Annotated in this window: 17 protein-coding genes; 7 read left to right on the top strand and 10 right to left on the bottom strand. The window is 65.0% G+C overall.

The window, feature by feature from the left end; genetic code table 11:
• Positions 1–59: 59 nt before the first annotated feature.
• Positions 60–743, bottom strand: coding sequence for a hypothetical protein (locus B2246_RS12000; protein ID WP_017510785.1), 684 nt, complete (start codon positions 741–743; stop codon positions 60–62).
• Between the two features lie 284 nt (positions 744–1,027).
• Between B2246_RS12000 and gcl the strand changes: the two genes are divergently transcribed.
• From gcl to B2246_RS11970, 6 genes are all read left to right on the top strand, one after another.
• Positions 1,028–2,818 (top strand): glyoxylate carboligase, encoded by a 1,791-nt coding sequence (gene gcl / locus B2246_RS11995; RefSeq protein ID WP_286882221.1) that lies wholly within the window; start codon positions 1,028–1,030, stop codon positions 2,816–2,818.
• Between the two features lie 93 nt (positions 2,819–2,911).
• A complete protein-coding gene (hyi, locus tag B2246_RS11990; protein WP_008646150.1) occupies positions 2,912–3,691 on the top strand; it encodes a hydroxypyruvate isomerase in 780 nt (259 codons plus the stop codon).
• Between the two features lie 54 nt (positions 3,692–3,745).
• Positions 3,746–4,669: a 2-hydroxy-3-oxopropionate reductase gene (glxR, locus tag B2246_RS11985; protein ID WP_008646151.1), complete on the top strand. Its 924-nt coding sequence runs from the start codon at positions 3,746–3,748 to the stop codon at positions 4,667–4,669.
• 88 nt (positions 4,670–4,757) lie between these two features.
• Positions 4,758–6,089, top strand: coding sequence for a glycerate kinase type-2 family protein (locus B2246_RS11980; protein WP_008646152.1), 1,332 nt, complete (start codon positions 4,758–4,760; stop codon positions 6,087–6,089).
• A gap of 38 nt (positions 6,090–6,127) precedes the next feature.
• Positions 6,128–7,594, top strand: a complete 1,467-nt coding sequence (pyk, locus tag B2246_RS11975) for a pyruvate kinase (RefSeq protein WP_008646154.1) — start codon at positions 6,128–6,130, stop codon at positions 7,592–7,594.
• Positions 7,595–7,891: 297 nt separating this feature from the next.
• On the top strand, positions 7,892–8,785 hold the full coding sequence (locus tag B2246_RS11970) for a KPN_02809 family neutral zinc metallopeptidase (protein WP_286882222.1): 894 nt from the start codon (positions 7,892–7,894) through the stop codon (positions 8,783–8,785).
• Positions 8,786–8,937: 152 nt separating this feature from the next.
• On the opposite strand, the gene B2246_RS11965 is transcribed toward B2246_RS11970, so the two are convergent.
• From B2246_RS11965 to B2246_RS11925, 9 genes are all read right to left on the bottom strand, one after another.
• Entirely contained in the window at positions 8,938–9,285 is a 348-nt protein-coding gene (locus tag B2246_RS11965; RefSeq protein ID WP_008646158.1) for a hypothetical protein, read from the bottom strand.
• 288 nt (positions 9,286–9,573) lie between these two features.
• Positions 9,574–10,011, bottom strand: coding sequence for a nucleoside diphosphate kinase regulator (gene rnk, locus B2246_RS11960; RefSeq protein WP_286882223.1), 438 nt, complete (start codon positions 10,009–10,011; stop codon positions 9,574–9,576).
• A gap of 222 nt (positions 10,012–10,233) precedes the next feature.
• A complete protein-coding gene (locus B2246_RS11955; protein WP_008646160.1) occupies positions 10,234–10,371 on the bottom strand; it encodes a hypothetical protein in 138 nt (45 codons plus the stop codon).
• Between the two features lie 179 nt (positions 10,372–10,550).
• Positions 10,551–10,985, bottom strand: a complete 435-nt coding sequence (locus tag B2246_RS11950) for a Cd(II)/Pb(II)-responsive transcriptional regulator (RefSeq protein WP_008646161.1) — start codon at positions 10,983–10,985, stop codon at positions 10,551–10,553.
• A gap of 66 nt (positions 10,986–11,051) precedes the next feature.
• Positions 11,052–11,438 (bottom strand): adenosylmethionine decarboxylase, encoded by a 387-nt coding sequence (speD, locus tag B2246_RS11945; protein ID WP_008646162.1) that lies wholly within the window; start codon positions 11,436–11,438, stop codon positions 11,052–11,054.
• 18 nt (positions 11,439–11,456) lie between these two features.
• Positions 11,457–11,630 carry a hypothetical protein gene (locus B2246_RS11940; protein ID WP_017513169.1) on the bottom strand — a complete coding sequence of 58 codons (174 nt, stop codon included), beginning with the start codon at positions 11,628–11,630 and terminating at the stop codon, positions 11,457–11,459.
• Positions 11,631–11,633: 3 nt separating this feature from the next.
• Positions 11,634–13,178 carry a DUF4178 domain-containing protein gene (locus B2246_RS11935; protein WP_286882225.1) on the bottom strand — a complete coding sequence of 515 codons (1,545 nt, stop codon included), beginning with the start codon at positions 13,176–13,178 and terminating at the stop codon, positions 11,634–11,636.
• A 9-nt stretch (positions 13,179–13,187) separates the two neighbouring features.
• Positions 13,188–14,210 carry an SPFH domain-containing protein gene (locus tag B2246_RS11930; protein WP_286882226.1) on the bottom strand — a complete coding sequence of 341 codons (1,023 nt, stop codon included), beginning with the start codon at positions 14,208–14,210 and terminating at the stop codon, positions 13,188–13,190.
• A 40-nt stretch (positions 14,211–14,250) separates the two neighbouring features.
• Positions 14,251–14,637 (bottom strand): DUF350 domain-containing protein, encoded by a 387-nt coding sequence (locus B2246_RS11925; RefSeq protein ID WP_011517890.1) that lies wholly within the window; start codon positions 14,635–14,637, stop codon positions 14,251–14,253.
• 202 nt (positions 14,638–14,839) lie between these two features.
• On the opposite strand from B2246_RS11925, the gene B2246_RS11920 reads away from it, so the two are divergent.
• Complete coding sequence (locus tag B2246_RS11920) at positions 14,840–16,351, top strand: polyamine aminopropyltransferase (protein ID WP_224445423.1); 1,512 nt, start codon at positions 14,840–14,842, stop codon at positions 16,349–16,351.
• Positions 16,352–16,364 lie beyond the last annotated feature (13 nt).

Below are 16,364 nucleotides of genomic sequence, written 5' to 3'. Positions count from 1 at the left end.
TATGACGCCCATCCGGCCCACCGAACGTCACGCCCCGGAAGCCCGGCACGGGACGACTGCTACGGCTGACGCTGCCGGTTCACGGCCTCGTTGATTTCCGCCGCTTCACCCAGCACGTGGGCCAGCCGGCGCAGCGGGGCGCTGCATTGCAACTGCGCGAACAACGCCAGGGCGCATCCAGCCACCAACACTGCGCCGTAGATCGCCACGAGCGCCGGGACGCCGCCGGGTGCCATGACCGCCACACCGTCGGCCAAGATCACCGCGGCGGGCCCGATGGCCAGGACCAGCGCCATGGTGCGGGCGCTGGCGTCCCAGAGCCGCGCCTGCAGCACCACGCGACGCTGGCGAGCGCGGAGCTGGAGCGCAGGAATGCGGCCAAGGCGTAGCAGCAGCGCGTTCTCGACCTCGCTTTGGGTATCGAGCCGACGCGTCAGCCAGCGAAGCGGATGTTGCAACGCAGCACGGCGATCAAGCAGCCTGATCACCCATGCGCCGACGTAGAACACCCCGCAAACGGCCAGCAGCACGTGAAAAGCCTGCGGAAGCCACGCCGGCGGCACCTGCGCAAGCACCCGGTGCCACCACACCAGCGCGCCGCCGGCGACCAGCATCGGCACCAGCGCCAGGACAAAGCCGGCCCACAACACCGTGGCCAGCCGGCTCTCGGCGGCCGGTCCGGCCTGCGGAGAGGCCTGGAGCGCTTCAATCAATTCGTAGGTGGTCGGCAGCCGCGAGTACATGACAGAGCAAGGGCGATTCCAAACCTGTCATTTTGGCCCGATGGCGGCGCGACCGAAAGCCCGCGACGCCACCAGATTGCGCCGAACCCCTCTCCATGGGGGATCCGGCGAAGGGTTCGAGCACATACTGCATCGCTCACATTCGACGTTCGATGCTGCGGCATTGCTAACCGTACGTATCGAATCAACTGATCTCCCTTCTGTTTATCCACAGGCCGGTGCGGGCATAGCATCAGACCCAGAACAAATCCCACCCATTGTTTTGAATCGTATTGGAGACAGACATGCCGAAGATGAGAGCAGTCGACGCGGCCATCGCCGTACTGGAAAAGGAAGGCATCACCACCGCGTTCGGCGTGCCCGGCGCTGCCATCAACCCGTTCTACTCGGCCATGCGCCGCGCTGGCTCGATCCGCCACCTGCTGGCGCGCCACGTGGAAGGCGCCTCGCACATGGCCGAGGGCTACACCCGTGCCGAGCCGGGCAACATCGGCCTCTGCATCGGCACGTCGGGCCCCGCCGGCACGGACATGATCACGGGCCTGTACTCGGCCTGGGCGGATTCGATCCCCATTCTCTGCATCACCGGCCAGGCGCCGCGCGCCCGTCTGTACAAGGAAGATTTCCAGGCCGTCGATATCGAGTCGATCGCCAAGCCTGTGACCAAGTGGGCCGTGACCGTGCGTGAGCCGGCGCTGGTGCCGCAGGTGTTCCAGCAGGCGTTCCACCTGATGCGTTCGGGTCGCCCGGGTCCGGTGCTGATCGACCTGCCGTTCGACGTGCAGGTGGCCGAGATCGAATTCGATCCCGAAACGTATCAACCGCTGCAACCGTACAAGCCGGCCGCCTCGCGCGCCCAGATCGAGAAGGCCATCTCGATGCTGAACCAGGCCGAGCGTCCGCTGATCGTCTGCGGCGGCGGCGTGATCAACGCCAACGCGTCGGAACTGCTGGTCGAGTTCGCCGAGCTGGTCAATGTGCCCGTGGTGCCCACGCTGATGGGCTGGGGCGTGCTGGCCGACGACCACCCGCTGCAAGCCGGCATGGTGGGCCTGCAGACCTCGCACCGTTACGGCAACGCCACGCTGCTCGCCTCGGATTTCGTGATGGGCATCGGCAACCGCTGGGCCAACCGCCACACCGGCAGCGTCGACGTCTACACCAAGGGCCGCAAGTTCGTGCACGTCGACATCGAGCCCACGCAGATCGGTCGCGTGTTCGGTCCTGACCTCGGCATCGTCTCGGATGCCAAGGCCGCGCTGGAGCAGTTCGTCGAAGTGGCCCGCGAAATGAAGATGGCCGGCCGCCTGCCGTGCCGCAAGGCGTGGGTGGCCGACGTGCAGAAGCGCCGCCGCACGATGAAGCGCAAGAGCGACTTCGACAACGTGCCGGTCAAGCCGCAGCGCGTGTACCGCGAGATGAACCAGTACTTCCCGCGCGACGTGCGCTACGTGACGACGATCGGCCTGTCGCAGATCGCCGCCGCGCAGTTCCTGTCCGTGAACCAGCCGCGCCACTGGATCAACTGCGGCCAGGCAGGCCCGCTGGGCTGGACCATTCCCGCCGCCATCGGCGTGAAGACCGCCTCGCCGAACTCGGACATCGTGGCCATCTCGGGTGACTACGACTTCCAGTTCATGATCGAGGAACTGGCCGTGGCCGCGCAGTTCAAGGTGCCGTACATCCACGTGGTGGTGAACAACTCGTACCTGGGCCTGATCCGTCAGGCGCAGCGCAACTTCGAGATGGACTACTGCGTGCAGCTCGCGTTCGACAACATCAACGCGCCCGAGCTGGAAGGCTACGGCGTGGACCACGTAAAGGTCGTGGAAGGTCTCGGCTGCAAGGCAATCCGCGTGTTCAAGCCCGAAGACATCGCACCGGCCTTTGCCGAAGCGCGCGACCTGATGGCCGAGTTCTCGGTGCCGGTAGTGGTCGAGGTGATCCTCGAGCGCGTCACCAATATCGCGATGGGTACCGAGATCGACAACATCAACGAGTTCGAGCCGATCGAGGACCTCGAAGACGCCGCGGACGCCGATTCGGCGATCCTGGTCGAAGAGACCACCGCCTGAGTACCGAGTACCGCTTCCCCGTAGTACGCCACCCTGCCCCGCTCCACCGGGGCGGGTGTGGCGGTTTTTCCCAGACACCGAGAGAGACAAACAATGCCAAAGCTCGCAGCAAACCTGACGATGCTGTTTAACGAAGTCGGCTTCCTGGACCGCTTCGAGGCCGCCGCCCGCGCCGGATTCCGTGGCGTGGAGTTCCTGTTTCCGTACGCGTTTCACGCCGACCAGATCGCCGATCGCCTGAACCGCTTCCAGCTCGACCTCGTGCTGCACAACCTTCCCGCCGGAAAGTGGGAAGCGGGTGAGCGCGGCATCGCCTGCCACCCGGACCGCGTGGGCGAATTCCAGGACGGCGTGGGCGAGGCCATCAAGTACGCCAAGGTACTGGGCGTGCGCCAGTTGAACTGCCTGGTCGGCATCCTGCCGCAGAACGTGAAGCGCGAACAGGCGCAGGAAACGCTGGTGGAAAACCTGCGTTTCGCGGCCAATGCGCTGGCGCAGGAACATATCGATCTGCTGGTCGAACCGATCAACACGTTCGACATCCCCGGCTTCTTCCTGTCGCGCACGCAGCAGGCGATCGACCTGATTGGTCAGGTCAACGCGCCCAACCTCTACGTGCAGTACGACATCTATCACATGCAGCGCATGGAGGGCGAGATCGCCAACACGATCCGCGCCAACCTGCCGAAGATCAAGCACGTGCAGCTTGCCGACAACCCCGGCCGCAACGAGCCCGGCACCGGCGAGATCAATTACCAGTACCTGTTCCGCTTCCTCGACGAGATCGGCTACCAGGGCTGGATCGGCTGCGAATACAAGCCGAAGACGACCACCGAAGCCGGCCTGGGCTGGCGCGCGGCGCACGGCGTTTGAGCCGGCGTTCCGCTGAAATCCGAATCGAATTCTTTCTACTGACTGGAGACAAACATGGCAAACCAACGCAACGTCGGCTTTATCGGCCTGGGCATCATGGGCGCGCCGATGGCGGGTCACCTGCGCGCCGCCGGCCACACGCTGTTCGTGCATGACGTGAACCCGGCACCGCAGTTCCTGGTGGACGCTGGCGTCACCGTCTGCACCAGCGCCGAGGAAGTGGCCAAGCGTGCCGACATCGTGATCGTGATGGTGCCGGACACCCCGCACGTCGAAGCCGTGCTGTTCGGCGAAAAGGGTGTTGCCGCCGCCTTCAAGGCAGCCGGCAAGGAAGCCAGCTACAGCAAGATCGTCGTGGACATGAGCTCGATCTCGCCGATCGCCACGAAGGACTTCGCCGCGCGCATCAACAAGCTCGGCGCCTCGTACCTTGACGCACCGGTGTCGGGTGGTGAAGTGGGCGCCAAGGCCGCAACGCTGACGATCATGGTCGGTGGCCCGGCTGAAGCGTTCGACCAGGTCAAGCCGCTGTTCGAACTGATGGGCAAGAACATCACGCTGGTGGGCGGCAACGGCGACGGCCAAACCACCAAGGTGGCCAACCAGATCATCGTGGCGCTGAACATCCAGGCCGTGTCCGAAGCGCTGCTGTTCGCGTCGAAGGCTGGTGCCGATCCGGCAAAGGTGCGTCAGGCGCTGATGGGTGGCTTCGCGGCTTCGCGCATCCTGGAAGTGCACGGCGAGCGCATGGTCAAGCGCACCTTCGATCCGGGCTTCCGTATCGAACTGCACCAGAAGGATCTGAACCTGGCGCTGCAAGGCGCCAAGGCGCTGGGCGTATCGCTGCCGAACACGTCGACCGCGCAAGAGCTGTTCAACGCGTGCGCCGCGAACGGCTTCGGCAAGCTCGATCACTCGGCACTGTGCCGCGCGATCGAAATCATGTCGAACCACGAGATCGCCAAGGGCGGGAAGTAAGCCCTCCCGCGGCCGCCCTGCCTGACGGCGGGCGGCCGCGTTGATTGTTGTCCTTGTTTTTCTGCTTGCGTTTCATTTCAGGACCCACATGTTTGCCACCGACGCCACCGCCGCCCTGCTGTCGCCGCAGCGCCAGGCCGGCACGCCCGACTATCGCGACGCTTCTCAAGCCCGCGCGCTGCTGCGCGATCTGTTCGATACGGCCGTCTCGGCCGTGAGCGCGACGCATTGCCTGCCGCCGCATTTGCCACAACCGCCAAAGGGACGCACCGTTGTGATCGGCGCGGGCAAGGCCGCCGCCGCGATGGCGCAGGCAGTAGAGGCGAACTGGAAGGGCGAACTGTCGGGGCTGGTGGTCACGCGCTATGGCCATGGCGCCGATTGCCAGCGCATCGAAGTCGTCGAGGCCGCGCACCCGGTGCCTGACGCCGCGGGCCAGCAGGCCGCGCAGCGCATGGTGGAACTGGTGCAGGGACTGACCGCCGACGACCTCGTGCTGTGCCTGATCTCCGGTGGCGGCTCCGCCCTGCTCGCGGCACCCGCGCCGGGCATCACGCTGGCGGACAAGCAGGCCGTGAACAAGGCGCTGCTGCGCAGCGGCGCGAGCATCGGCGAGATGAACTGCGTGCGCAAGCACCTGTCCGCCCTCAAGGGTGGCCGCCTGGCTCTGGCCTGCGCACCCGCGCGTGTGGAAACGCTGCTGATTTCCGATATTCCGGGCGATGACCCCACCCTGATCGCCAGCGGCCCGACGCTGCCGGACGCCACCACTTGCGCGGATGCGCTCGCGGTCATCGCCAAGTACCACATCGATGTGCCCGCCAACGTGCACGCGCATCTGGAGAGCGGCGCGGGTGAAACGCCGAAGCCCGGCGACGTCCGTTTCGAAGGTCATCGCAACGTGACGCTGGCCAGCGCCCAACAGTCGCTCGAAGCTGCCGCCGCGCGCGCACGCGAACTCGGCCTGACGGCGCACATCCTGTCCGACAGCATCGAAGGCGAAGCGCGCGACGTGGCCGAAGTCCACGCGGCGATCGCACGCCAGATCGTCGCGCATGGCCAGCCGTTCGAGAAACCGTGCGTAATCCTGTCCGGCGGCGAGACGACGGTGACGGTGCGAGGCAATGGCCGTGGCGGTCGCAATGCCGAGTTCCTGCTGTCGCTGGCGGTATCGCTCGACGGCCTGCCCGGTGTGCACGCGATCGCTTGCGACACGGATGGCATCGACGGCTCCGAAGACAATGCAGGCGCACTGCTTGGCCCCGATTCGCTGACGCGCGCCGTGGCACGCGGCCTGTCTGCCCGCGCGCATCTGGACAACAACGACGGGTATGGATTCTTTGCCGGCATCGACGACCTGATCGTCACCGGCCCGACCCGTACCAACGTGAACGATTTTCGCGCGATCCTGATCATCTGATCGCGCCCTGCAAGGAACGAGGAAGAGAGGAGACACTCATGAGACGCCAGCGCAAAGCCAAGATCGTGGCCACACTGGGCCCGGCCAGCACGGACATCGCGGTCATCCGCCAACTGTTCGATGCCGGGGCCGACGTGTTCCGGCTGAACTTCAGCCACGGCACGCACGAGGACCACCGCGCGCGCTACGACGCCGTGCGCCAGGTGGAAGCCGAGACCGGCCGTCCGATCGCGATCCTGGCCGACCTGCAGGGCCCGAAACTGCGCATTGGCACGTTCGCGGCCGGCAAGGTGGCCGTGAGCGCCGGCGACACGTTCGTCCTCGACAGCGACCCGACGCCTGGCGATGCGAAGCGCGTCTACCTGCCCCACCCCGAACTGTTCAAGGCCGCCAACGCGGGCCAGTCGCTGCTGATCGACGACGGCAAGGTACGCTTGAACATCGAATCGGTGGCCAGCGGCAGCATCACCACGCGCGTGGCCAACAACGGCACGCTGTCCGACCGCAAGGGCGTGAACGTGCCCGACGCGGTGATCCCGATCCCCGCGCTGACCGAAAAGGATCGCAAGGACCTGGCCTTCGCACTGGAACTTGGCGCCGACTGGATCGCGCTGTCGTTCGTGCAGCGCCCGTCGGACATCCTCGAAGCGCGCGAACTGATCGGCACGCGTGCCGGCGTACTGTCGAAGATCGAGAAGCCGGCCGCATTGCAGCAGCTCGAGGAAATCGTACGGGTGTCGGATGCAGTGATGGTCGCGCGTGGTGACCTCGGCGTGGAACTGCCGCCCGAGCGCGTGCCAGGTGTGCAGAAGCGCATCCTGCGTATCTGCCGCCAGCTCGGCAAGCCGATCGTGATCGCCACGCAGATGCTCGAGTCGATGATCGACTCGCCAGTGCCGACGCGCGCCGAAGCGTCAGACGTGGCGAGTGCGATCTATGACGGCGCTGATGCGGTGATGCTGTCGGCCGAATCGGCCAATGGCCGTCATCCGGTGGCCGCTGTCTCGATCATGAATCGCATCATCACCGAGGTCGAGAACGATCCGCTCTACCGCAACATGATCGACGCCCAGCACGAGGCACCGCTCTCCACGCGCCAGGACGCAATCTGCGCGGCGCTGCGCGAGGTCACGCAGATCATCGGCGCGAAGGCCACGGTGACGTACACGTCGTCCGGCGCCACCGCGCTGCGCGCGGCACGTGAGCGGCCATGCGCGCCGATCGTCAGCATCACGCCGAACCTGGAGATCGCGCGTCGGCTGGCCATCACCTGGGGCGTGCATTCGACTGTCAGCCCGGACGTGCAGAGCGTCGACGAAATGGTCGAGGCCGCCGCGCGCGCCGCGCTGGTGGAAGGCTATGCCGCACCGGGCGACCAGATCACCATCGCGGCCGGGATGCCATTTGGCCAGGGCGGCACGACCAACCTGCTGCGCGTGGCAGAGGTGGGGACGGAAGTGGCCGGGCTGGACATCGGCAAGGTGCCGGCTGCCGAGGCGGTTTGATGCGCTGAATCGCTCCCCCATCCCGCTTCCGTCACGTGGGAAAGGGGTCGGGGGAGCAGGCTGGCGATGCACATTGCCGGCTACGCAGGATTTCCCTTTGGCTACCAGGCTGACCCCCTGCTCGCCGGCCGCCCACGCCCTTATCAGCCCGCTTGTCGCCTGGTGCGCGGGCGGCTTCCCTTTTTCGAGGTAACGAATTCTGAACGGTGCGCTGGGCGTCAGGTGCCGTTGCTATACTCCACCGGCATCGGGCAGCCGAAGCACGGCTGCCGCCACACATGACCCGACGGAGCCCCCATGCGTCTCGATGACGAAGCCGAAAGCCAGAACGTAGAAGATCGCCGCGGCGGTGGCTACGGCGGAGGCGGAGGGTTCGGACTGCCGATCGGCGGCAAGTCGATCGGTATCGGCACGATCGTCATTGCGCTGGCCGCTTCATATTTCTTCGGCATCGACCCCTCGCTGATTTTCCAGGGCGCATCGGTCGTCCAGAACCAGCAGCAACAGGCACCGCAGTCCCAGGCACATCGCCCGCCCGCCAACGACCAGCTGACGGTTTTCACCCGCAAGGTGCTCGGCAATACCGAGCGCACGTGGGGACACATCTTCGAAACCGACCTGAACCGCCGTTACGCGCCACCGAAACTGGTGCTGTTCTCCGGCGCCACGCAAACCGCCTGCGGTACTGGCCAGTCCGCCATGGGGCCGTTCTATTGCCCGGGTGACCAGAAGGTCTATATCGACCTGTCCTTCTATGACGAACTGCGTCAGCGCTTCGGCGCCGGTGGTGATTTCGCGCAGGCATATGTGATCGCGCACGAGATCGGCCACCATGTGCAGAACCTGCTCGGCGTCTCGGAAAAGGTGGATGCGGCACGTCGCCGCATGAGCGAGGCGCAGGCCAACCAATTGTCGGTACGCATGGAATTGCAGGCCGATTGTCTGGCAGGCGTGTGGGCTGCCAACGCGCAGAAGCTGAACCAGCAGTTGCTGGAACCGGGCGATATCGAGCAAGGCCTGAAGGCTGCCGCCGCAATCGGCGACGACCGGCTGCAGCGTCAGGCACAGGGCTACGTGGTGCCTGAAGCCTTCACGCATGGCACGAGCGAGCAGCGTGTGCGCTGGCTGCGTCAGGGACTGACGACCGGCGATATCCGCAAGTGCGACACATTTGCCGCGCGGCAACTCTAGATCACTTCGGGAAGAACTACAGACACTGCCGAGGGGGAAAAATCACCTGCGCGACGGAGAGAGATGGAGGAGGTCGGTCGCGCAGGTGGGAGAGAAACTTTTGAACTGGCGACCACCGGAGTGGCCGCCACGGTCCATAAGGACCGGATGCGTCAGACGCTGTAGCCGTAGAGCTCGCCGCCGTTGCGCGAGTTGTCGAGCGACGAAGCGGAGATCTCGCCGCTGAATGCGTGGGCGCCTTCGCTGAAGCTATCGAACTTGCCCTGGCGGGTGCCTTCGCTATACGGGTCGAACTTGCTGGCGCGTTGTCCGTCGGTATAGAAGTCGTACTTGCCGATCTTCGCGCCGTCGGAATACACATCGAACTTGCCCACTCGGGCGGCGTCCGCATAGACATCGAATTTGCCGGCCTTCTTGGTGGCGGCGGGAGCGGCTATCGCGGCCGAGGCGGCAAATGCAGCCAGCACGAGTGCGCCGCCAAGGATACGTTTGGCGTTCATCTGGGACTCCTTCAACTGATTCACAACTTTCTTATGGATACAGCTGACTTCTGCCCGGATACGCCATCTCTGTGGCGATCGAGCACGGACTGAAGGTTAGTGGCTCAACGAACCCGGAGAAATAGCGCTGCGACGAATGGTGCGTTGCACGCCGTGAAACGCTGAAGATCTGGATGAACGGAAGGGATTGCCAGACCGAACGGTGCATACCGTTCGGTACTGCCAGGCGGCGCGGCTACCCGCGCGCGCCGCTTCGGGCGCACGGTGGGTAGCTGGCCGGGGGAAGGATCAAAGCGTGAACTGGCCGCTGGCCTCGGGCTGGAACGCGATCTCCACGATGGTCACGCGTTGCGCGCGGCCGTCGGGCAGGCGGTAGTCGACCGTGTCTCCGGCGCGGGCGCCCAGCAGTGCCTGGCCAATCGGCGACAGCACAGACAGCCGGCCAGTGGCCAGATCGGCGTCGTCCGGATACACCAGGGTCCAGTCGCGCGGCTTGGCCTCGCCTTCGAGCGCGCAAACCACACGTGAATTCATCGTCACGACGTCCTTCGGGATCGAGTCGGGCGACACAATGGCGGCGCGCTCCAGCAGTGCATCCAGCATCTCGTCGAGTTCGGCGGTGCCGGCACGGCTGGCAATTCCCTCGAGGCGGGCGACGTCGAGTTCGGTCAGATAAAGGGTTGCCGGGCGCGATGGCGCGGCGGTCGTGTTCTTGGTCTTGGCCATGGCAATGCCTCTCACGGAAGTGAAATCCAGAATCGATTGGCCGGCGCAACTTCACGCGCGCCGGACGGACACAGCTTGGTAATGCAGCGAATGCAGCAACTAAATCGGCAGCAGATCACACGGCAACTGGCGAGGCCTGGTGCTACGCGTGAAAGCGGGGGTACGTGCTGGCTCGGGCCCGGTTCGGCGCCGGGCCTTCTGCTGGTTCAGGAAGGGGATCGGTTAGGCCGGGAACCGGGCTGGATCAAGCGGGGCGTTGATCCAGCGGCTGGCGTCGATGGGCGCCGGCATCACGCGCGCGCGCGCCGGTCGCTGGAAGCGAACCATGACGGAGACGGCGAGCAGTAGATGACGGGACATCGTTGGGAAATCTCTGAGTTACAGGTAAGTCACCGAAGCGACCAGCGGCCATCGTAGCACAGCCAGCGGGCAACGGTCCGAATCGAAGCGTGGGGGCGGAATGCCCCAGTTTCGGCTTGCCGCCCGCCTTGTAGCGAGATGTTGCGAGATCGGCGTGACGATGCCGTCCCGCTGCATCCCTAGTGTCGTGGGTGGCACTCGCAGGCCGCGCCCTCGGCTGCCTGCTGCAGGTTCTGCAGGATGCCGCACTCGCTGGCCGGATGCGGATTTGGGTTCTCGCAGGTATGGCGCAGCGTGCGCAACTGACCTTCCAGCGCTTCCAGCGAAACACGCTGGGCGTGGATCTGCTCGATCTGGCGGTCCAACAGCGTATTGATGTCGTCGCACGCGAGTGACGGATTGCGCTGGAAGTCGCGCAGCTTGCGCACGTCGGCCAGGCTCATGCCCAGCGAGCGGCAGTGGCGCACGAAATTGAGCTGGACGAGGTGCCCGTCGCCGTAGCGGCGATAGCCGTTGTCCTCGCGCTGCGGTGCGTCCAGCAGCCCTTCACGTTCGTAATAGCGGATGGTCTCGATGTCGCAGCCACTGTGGCGGGACAGTTCGCCGATACGCATGGTGAGTGCCTCCTCGATGCCAGATCCCTGTAGTAATTACAGGGTTACCGCTGAAGTGTAGCCCAATCAGGCGGAACCTGCAGAGGCGGGGCCACGCGCCGCATCGCGCACATGCCATTGCGCCGGCGCCAGTTCGGCCACGATGGCTTCGATGCCCCGGTAGGGCTGCGCCGCACCGCACATAAAGATATCCACAGCCGCGAAACCATATTCCGGCCAGGTATGGATGCTGATGTGTGACTCCTTGAGCAGCAGCACGCCCGTGACACCGAGGCCGGGGCCGAAATGCTGGAACCGCGCGTCCACCGGCGTGGCGCCAGACACCCGGGCGGCATCGTAAAGCACGCGCTCGATCAGCACGGCATCGGTGAGCCGCTCGGCGGTCACGCCCTGCATGTCGAGCAGCAGGTGGCGGCCAAGAACCGGTGGGCAGGCAAGCGTCGGGGCATTCATGGTGATCGTCTCACCGGACTATTTGTGCCCGGCGCCCGAAGACCAGCCGCCGCCCGAACCGCCGTATCCGCCGGAGCCACTCCAGCCGCGAGCCGACGACGATCCACCGGACGTACTGCCCGCCGACCCCAGCGTGTAGAACGTGACGCCGAACAGCACGATCAATCCGTAGACAAGAAACAAAAAGCGCACAGCTCAGTCCCCTCCCCCGATATGCCCCGAAAACGCCTGCACGGTCCAGATCGGCAGCCAGAGCAGCAGCGTGCCCAGCAGAAGCCCGGCCATGCCGGCACCGCCGAAGAACGAGATCGGCAGGTTCAGCAGCCACATCGCGATAGCGATGCCCCACGCGACCTTGCGGCAGTACGCGAGGTCGCCGGTGGCCGGCGCGGCGGGACGCTTGCGCTCGGGCAGCGCCTTCGCCGCGGCGGCCAGCGCCTTGTTGCCCTTGAACCATTGCGCGACCTGGGTGCGCGACACCGTGGTGGACTGCGTCCAGACGATCTCGGTGTCGCTCGTCTCGCGCGTCAGTCGCCGCGCCGGCGGGCCGAACTCGGTCAGTTGCGTGGTATCGCCGGCCTGCACGCGCCAATTGAACGTGCCCGCCGCATAGAGCACGCGGCTGTCGTATTCGAACCCCCTGCGGTACTCGTTGCCGGCAAGCACGGCCACGCTCGATGACGCCATCGTGCCGGGCCAGACATCCAGCACGCGCACGCGGTCCCAGCCAGCGTCCTGCTCCACGAGCCACAGAAAGCCGGCCGTCTCGTTGAACAGCAGGTACTCCATCCAGGTCGAGGTCTCGTCCTCGTCATCATCGGTGCACTGAAGCAGGCCGAGCACGGTGTATGGCTTGCCGTCGATCGTGCCGACCTCGCCCGGCGTCAGGCTGGTCTGCAGTGCCTCGATCTCGGCGTGCTTCTCCAACACGATGGCTGTCGACGTCGTGCAATCGACTTCGCTATGGCAGCTTGGGCAAATGATGAAATTCGCCACGCCGGCGCGATAGGCGATCGGGCTGCCGCAGTTTGGGCAAGCCAGCGGAATCGCCTTGCCACGATAGCGGTCGGCGGTGCGGTCAATCTCGTCTGCGCTGCGCAGAAGCTGGCACTTGAGCTGGTCGAGCTCGACCATCTGGCCCGTGTAGACCGCAGGCGGGTAACCATCGGCGTAGTCGAGCGTCAGGAAGTTGCCCGCGTTGCGGAAGTCCGCGACCTGAGCGGTCCAGCCCGTGCCGACCTGGAACGGCAACTCGCCCTGCCCACCGGTGCAGCGCGCGGTGCGCACATCACCGGCTTCGTAACGATACTTGTTGAAGAACAGCGGCTCGCCGGGCTTCAGGCCTTCGAACTTCGGCAGCTTGCCGACCGACGCCCTCGCGGCGTCTTCGTCAGAGACCCTGCGCGTGAACATGTACTGGCCCGACGCATCGCCGAGCCAGCCGTCCGTGCCGTCATCGAACAGCACATACCATTCGCTCCACAGACCGGCGTCGTACCGCAACTGGATGCGGCCGACCAGCGTGAAGCCCTGCCCCTTGCCGTCATTCGGCCAGATGCCGCTGGTGCCGATCTGCAACGGCGAGTAGTCCTCGAGCACCGCCGACATCTTGCCGATGTCGCGTACCTGGTCGGCCTCGCGCAGCAAGGTGCTGTGGCAGTACTCGCAGACCGCCATGACCGCGGCGGACGACCGAAAGCGGACCTCCGCGCCGCAGCCCGGACAGTTGACCGTTTGCATGGAGCGGAATCAGCCGACGAGTTTCTTGAGAATTTCCGCCTTGGCCGTATCGAACTCCGCCTGCGAGATCAGGCTCTTGTCGAGCAGCTCCTTGAGCTTCTGCAGCCGCACCGCCGGATCTTCGGCGGCGGGCGTTGCAGGAGTGACGGGAGCTGCGGCCGGTACACCCGCCACGCCGCCCACGAGTCCGCCAGCCATCGCCTGCCCCATGACCGCCCCGGCGGCCAGACCCGCGCCGAGCCCGGCGACACCGCCCTCGTTCTGCGCGGCAAGCGGGATCGAGCTGGCCACCTGGTACTGCGTGTACTTGGCCATGTCGCCCATCATTCCCATCGAGATGCGGGTGTCGATGGCCTTCTGCAGTTCCTCCGGCAGGGAGACATTGGTGACCGCGAAGTTGTCGAGCGCCACGCCATAACGCTCGAACTCGGGCGCGAGCTTTTCGTGGATCGTCTGCGACATCAGCGTCTGGTTGGCCGCCATGTCCAGGAACGGCACCGACGACGCGCCGAGCGTGTTCGTCATCGTGGCGATCAGCAGATTGCGCAGTTGCTCTTCCACTTCGTCGCGCGTGTACTCGGCGCGCGTGCCGCTGATCTCGGTGTAGAACTTCTGCGGATCGCTGATCTTGTACGAATACAGACCGAAGGCGCGCAGCCGCACCATGCCGAAGTCCGCATCGCGGATCGTGATCGGCTGCGCCGTGCCCCACTTGCGGCCAATCTGCAGGCGGGTGCTGAAGAAGTAGACGTCCGACTTGAACGGCGACTCGAACAGCTTGTCCCAGTTCTTCAGGTACGTCAGCACCGGCAGCGTCTGGGTGGTCAGCTTGTACATGCCGGGGCCGAACACGTCGGCGATCTTGCCTTCGTTGACGAAGACCGCCATCTGGGATTCACGCACGGTCAGGCTGCCACCGTACTGGATTTCCATGTCTTCCATCGGATAGCGCCACGCCAGCACGCCGTCCGTGTCCTCCGTCCACTGGAGGATGTCGATAAACTGCTTCCTGATGAACGACCCGATGCTCATGTCAGCTCCTTCTTCCCAAGGAATGATTCATGTCCTGGCCTCAGGACAGGCACGCGGCATTGAGCACGCCGACCGAGACCGACATCGTGCCCATCAGCCCGCCCATGGCCATATTGTTAGATTCGATGGCCGCATCCATATCCGGCAATGCGCGCGCCAGCGCCGCGTAGACCACTGCCTGCACCACCATCGCCACCAGCGACCACACCAGGAACATCAGAAAGGTGTCGTTGTGCTGGAGACTCGACGACAGCGTGAAGCAGAAACCGAGCGTGCTGCCACCGAGCGAGAGCGCGGCAGCCACATTGCCCTGGCGGATCAGCGCGAACTCGTTGAAGGGCGTGATCCTGGTGTAGACTCCGACGAACACGACCAGCAGCACAAGGCTGGCCAGCAGATGCTCGGCGTAGGCGTAGATGGGTAGCATGGTTCGGGTACGCGGCCTGTCAATGAAGTTGTGGAAATACCGGTCCTGCGCGATGCGCTTGCCGTGCGGCGATGCCAGCGGCAAACTACGCGGCAAAGTATAGCCGCAGTCCTATTCCTTCCAATATCAATTTGTGAAACGCCGGAACGCCAGCCGCGCTCCGGGCGATCTCCTGTTGCTCACCTGTTGCGACCGCCGCCCCATGCGCGACCGTACCCTAGTCCTTTCGGTGTTGATCGTAGCCTCCTGCGGGCTTGGCTACGAATTGATTGCCGGCGCCCTGTCGAGCTATCTGCTCGGCGATTCGATCCTCCAGTTCTCCTCGATCATCGGCTGCTACCTGTTTGCGATGGGTGTCGGCTCGTGGCTCTCGCGCTACGTGAAGGACGAGGACGTCCTGACCCGCTTCATCGACATCGAGATCCTTGTCGGCCTGCTCGGCGGTATCTCGGCGGCGCTGCTGTTCGTGGTATTCGCCTGGCTCTCCGCGCCATTCCGCACCGCGCTGTATGCGCTGGTGTTCGTGATCGGGATGCTGGTCGGCATGGAGATTCCGCTGGTCATGCGCATCCTCAATGCGCGGCGTGCCCAGTTCAGCGATCTGGTGAGCCGCGTGCTCACGTTCGACTATCTCGGCGCGCTGGCAGTGTCTCTGGTATTCCCGCTGGTGCTCGCGCCACGGCTTGGGCTGTCGCGCACGGGATTCCTGTTCGGCATGCTCAACGTCGCGGTGGCGCTGTTCACACTGCGTATCTTCCGCGACGAGGTGTCGCGCACGACGTTGCGCACGCTGCGCGCGGGCATGGTGCTGGCGGTGCTGACAGTCGGCTTCGCCGGTTCGAACTATCTGACGCACTGGGCCGAACGCGGCCTGTTCGGCGACGAGATCATCCATAGCGAAACCACCCCGTACCAGCGGCTGGTCATCACGCGCTGGAAGGACGATCTCCGCCTCTACATCAACGGCAACCTGCAGTTTTCCTCGCGCGACGAACACCGCTATCACGAGGCGCTAGTGCACCCGGTGCTGCAGGCGCTGCCGTGGGCGCGTCGCGTGCTGGTGATCGGTGGCGGCGATGGGCTGGCGCTGCGCGAGATTCTCAAGTACCGCAATATCGAGCACGTCACACTGGTCGACCTGGACCCGGCGATGACCACGCTATTCTCGCGCAGTGAACCGCTGCGGGCACTGAACCACGGCTCGCTGACCGACCAGCGCGTGACAGTGGTCAACGCCGATGCCGCGCAATGGCTCGAGCAGAACCAGGACAGCTTCGACGCGATCATCGTCGACCTGCCTGACCCATCCAACTTCGGGCTCGGCAAGCTGTATTCGGTGCCGATGTACCGGCTGATGTCGCGCCATCTGGCCGAGAAGGGCTACGCGGTGGTGCAGTCGACATCGCCCTACTACGCACCGCGCTCGTTCTGGGACATCGACGCCACGCTGCGTGAAGCCGGGCTGCATACGTGGCCGTACCATACCTACGTGCCGTCGTTCGGCGAGTGGGGCTACATCCTGGCCGGCAAGCGCAACGACTACACGCCGCCGACGCGCTACGACGTGCCGATGAAGTTCCTCGACGGGGATACGACTGCGCTGATGTTCCGTTTTCCCGCCGACATGGCGCCGCGCCAGGGCGAGCCGAACCGGCTCAATGAACAAACTCTCGTGCACGACTTCGAGCGTGACTGGCGCAATGTCATCCGCTAAGTCATCCGCTAAG

The sequence above is a fragment of the Cupriavidus sp. UBA2010 genome (assembly GCF_002335265.1).
In the GTDB taxonomy this organism is placed as follows: Bacteria; Pseudomonadota; Gammaproteobacteria; order Burkholderiales; family Burkholderiaceae; genus Cupriavidus; species Cupriavidus metallidurans.
The sequence above is the reverse complement of the archived record's forward strand: the minus strand, read 5'-3'. Positions and strand labels throughout refer to the sequence as shown.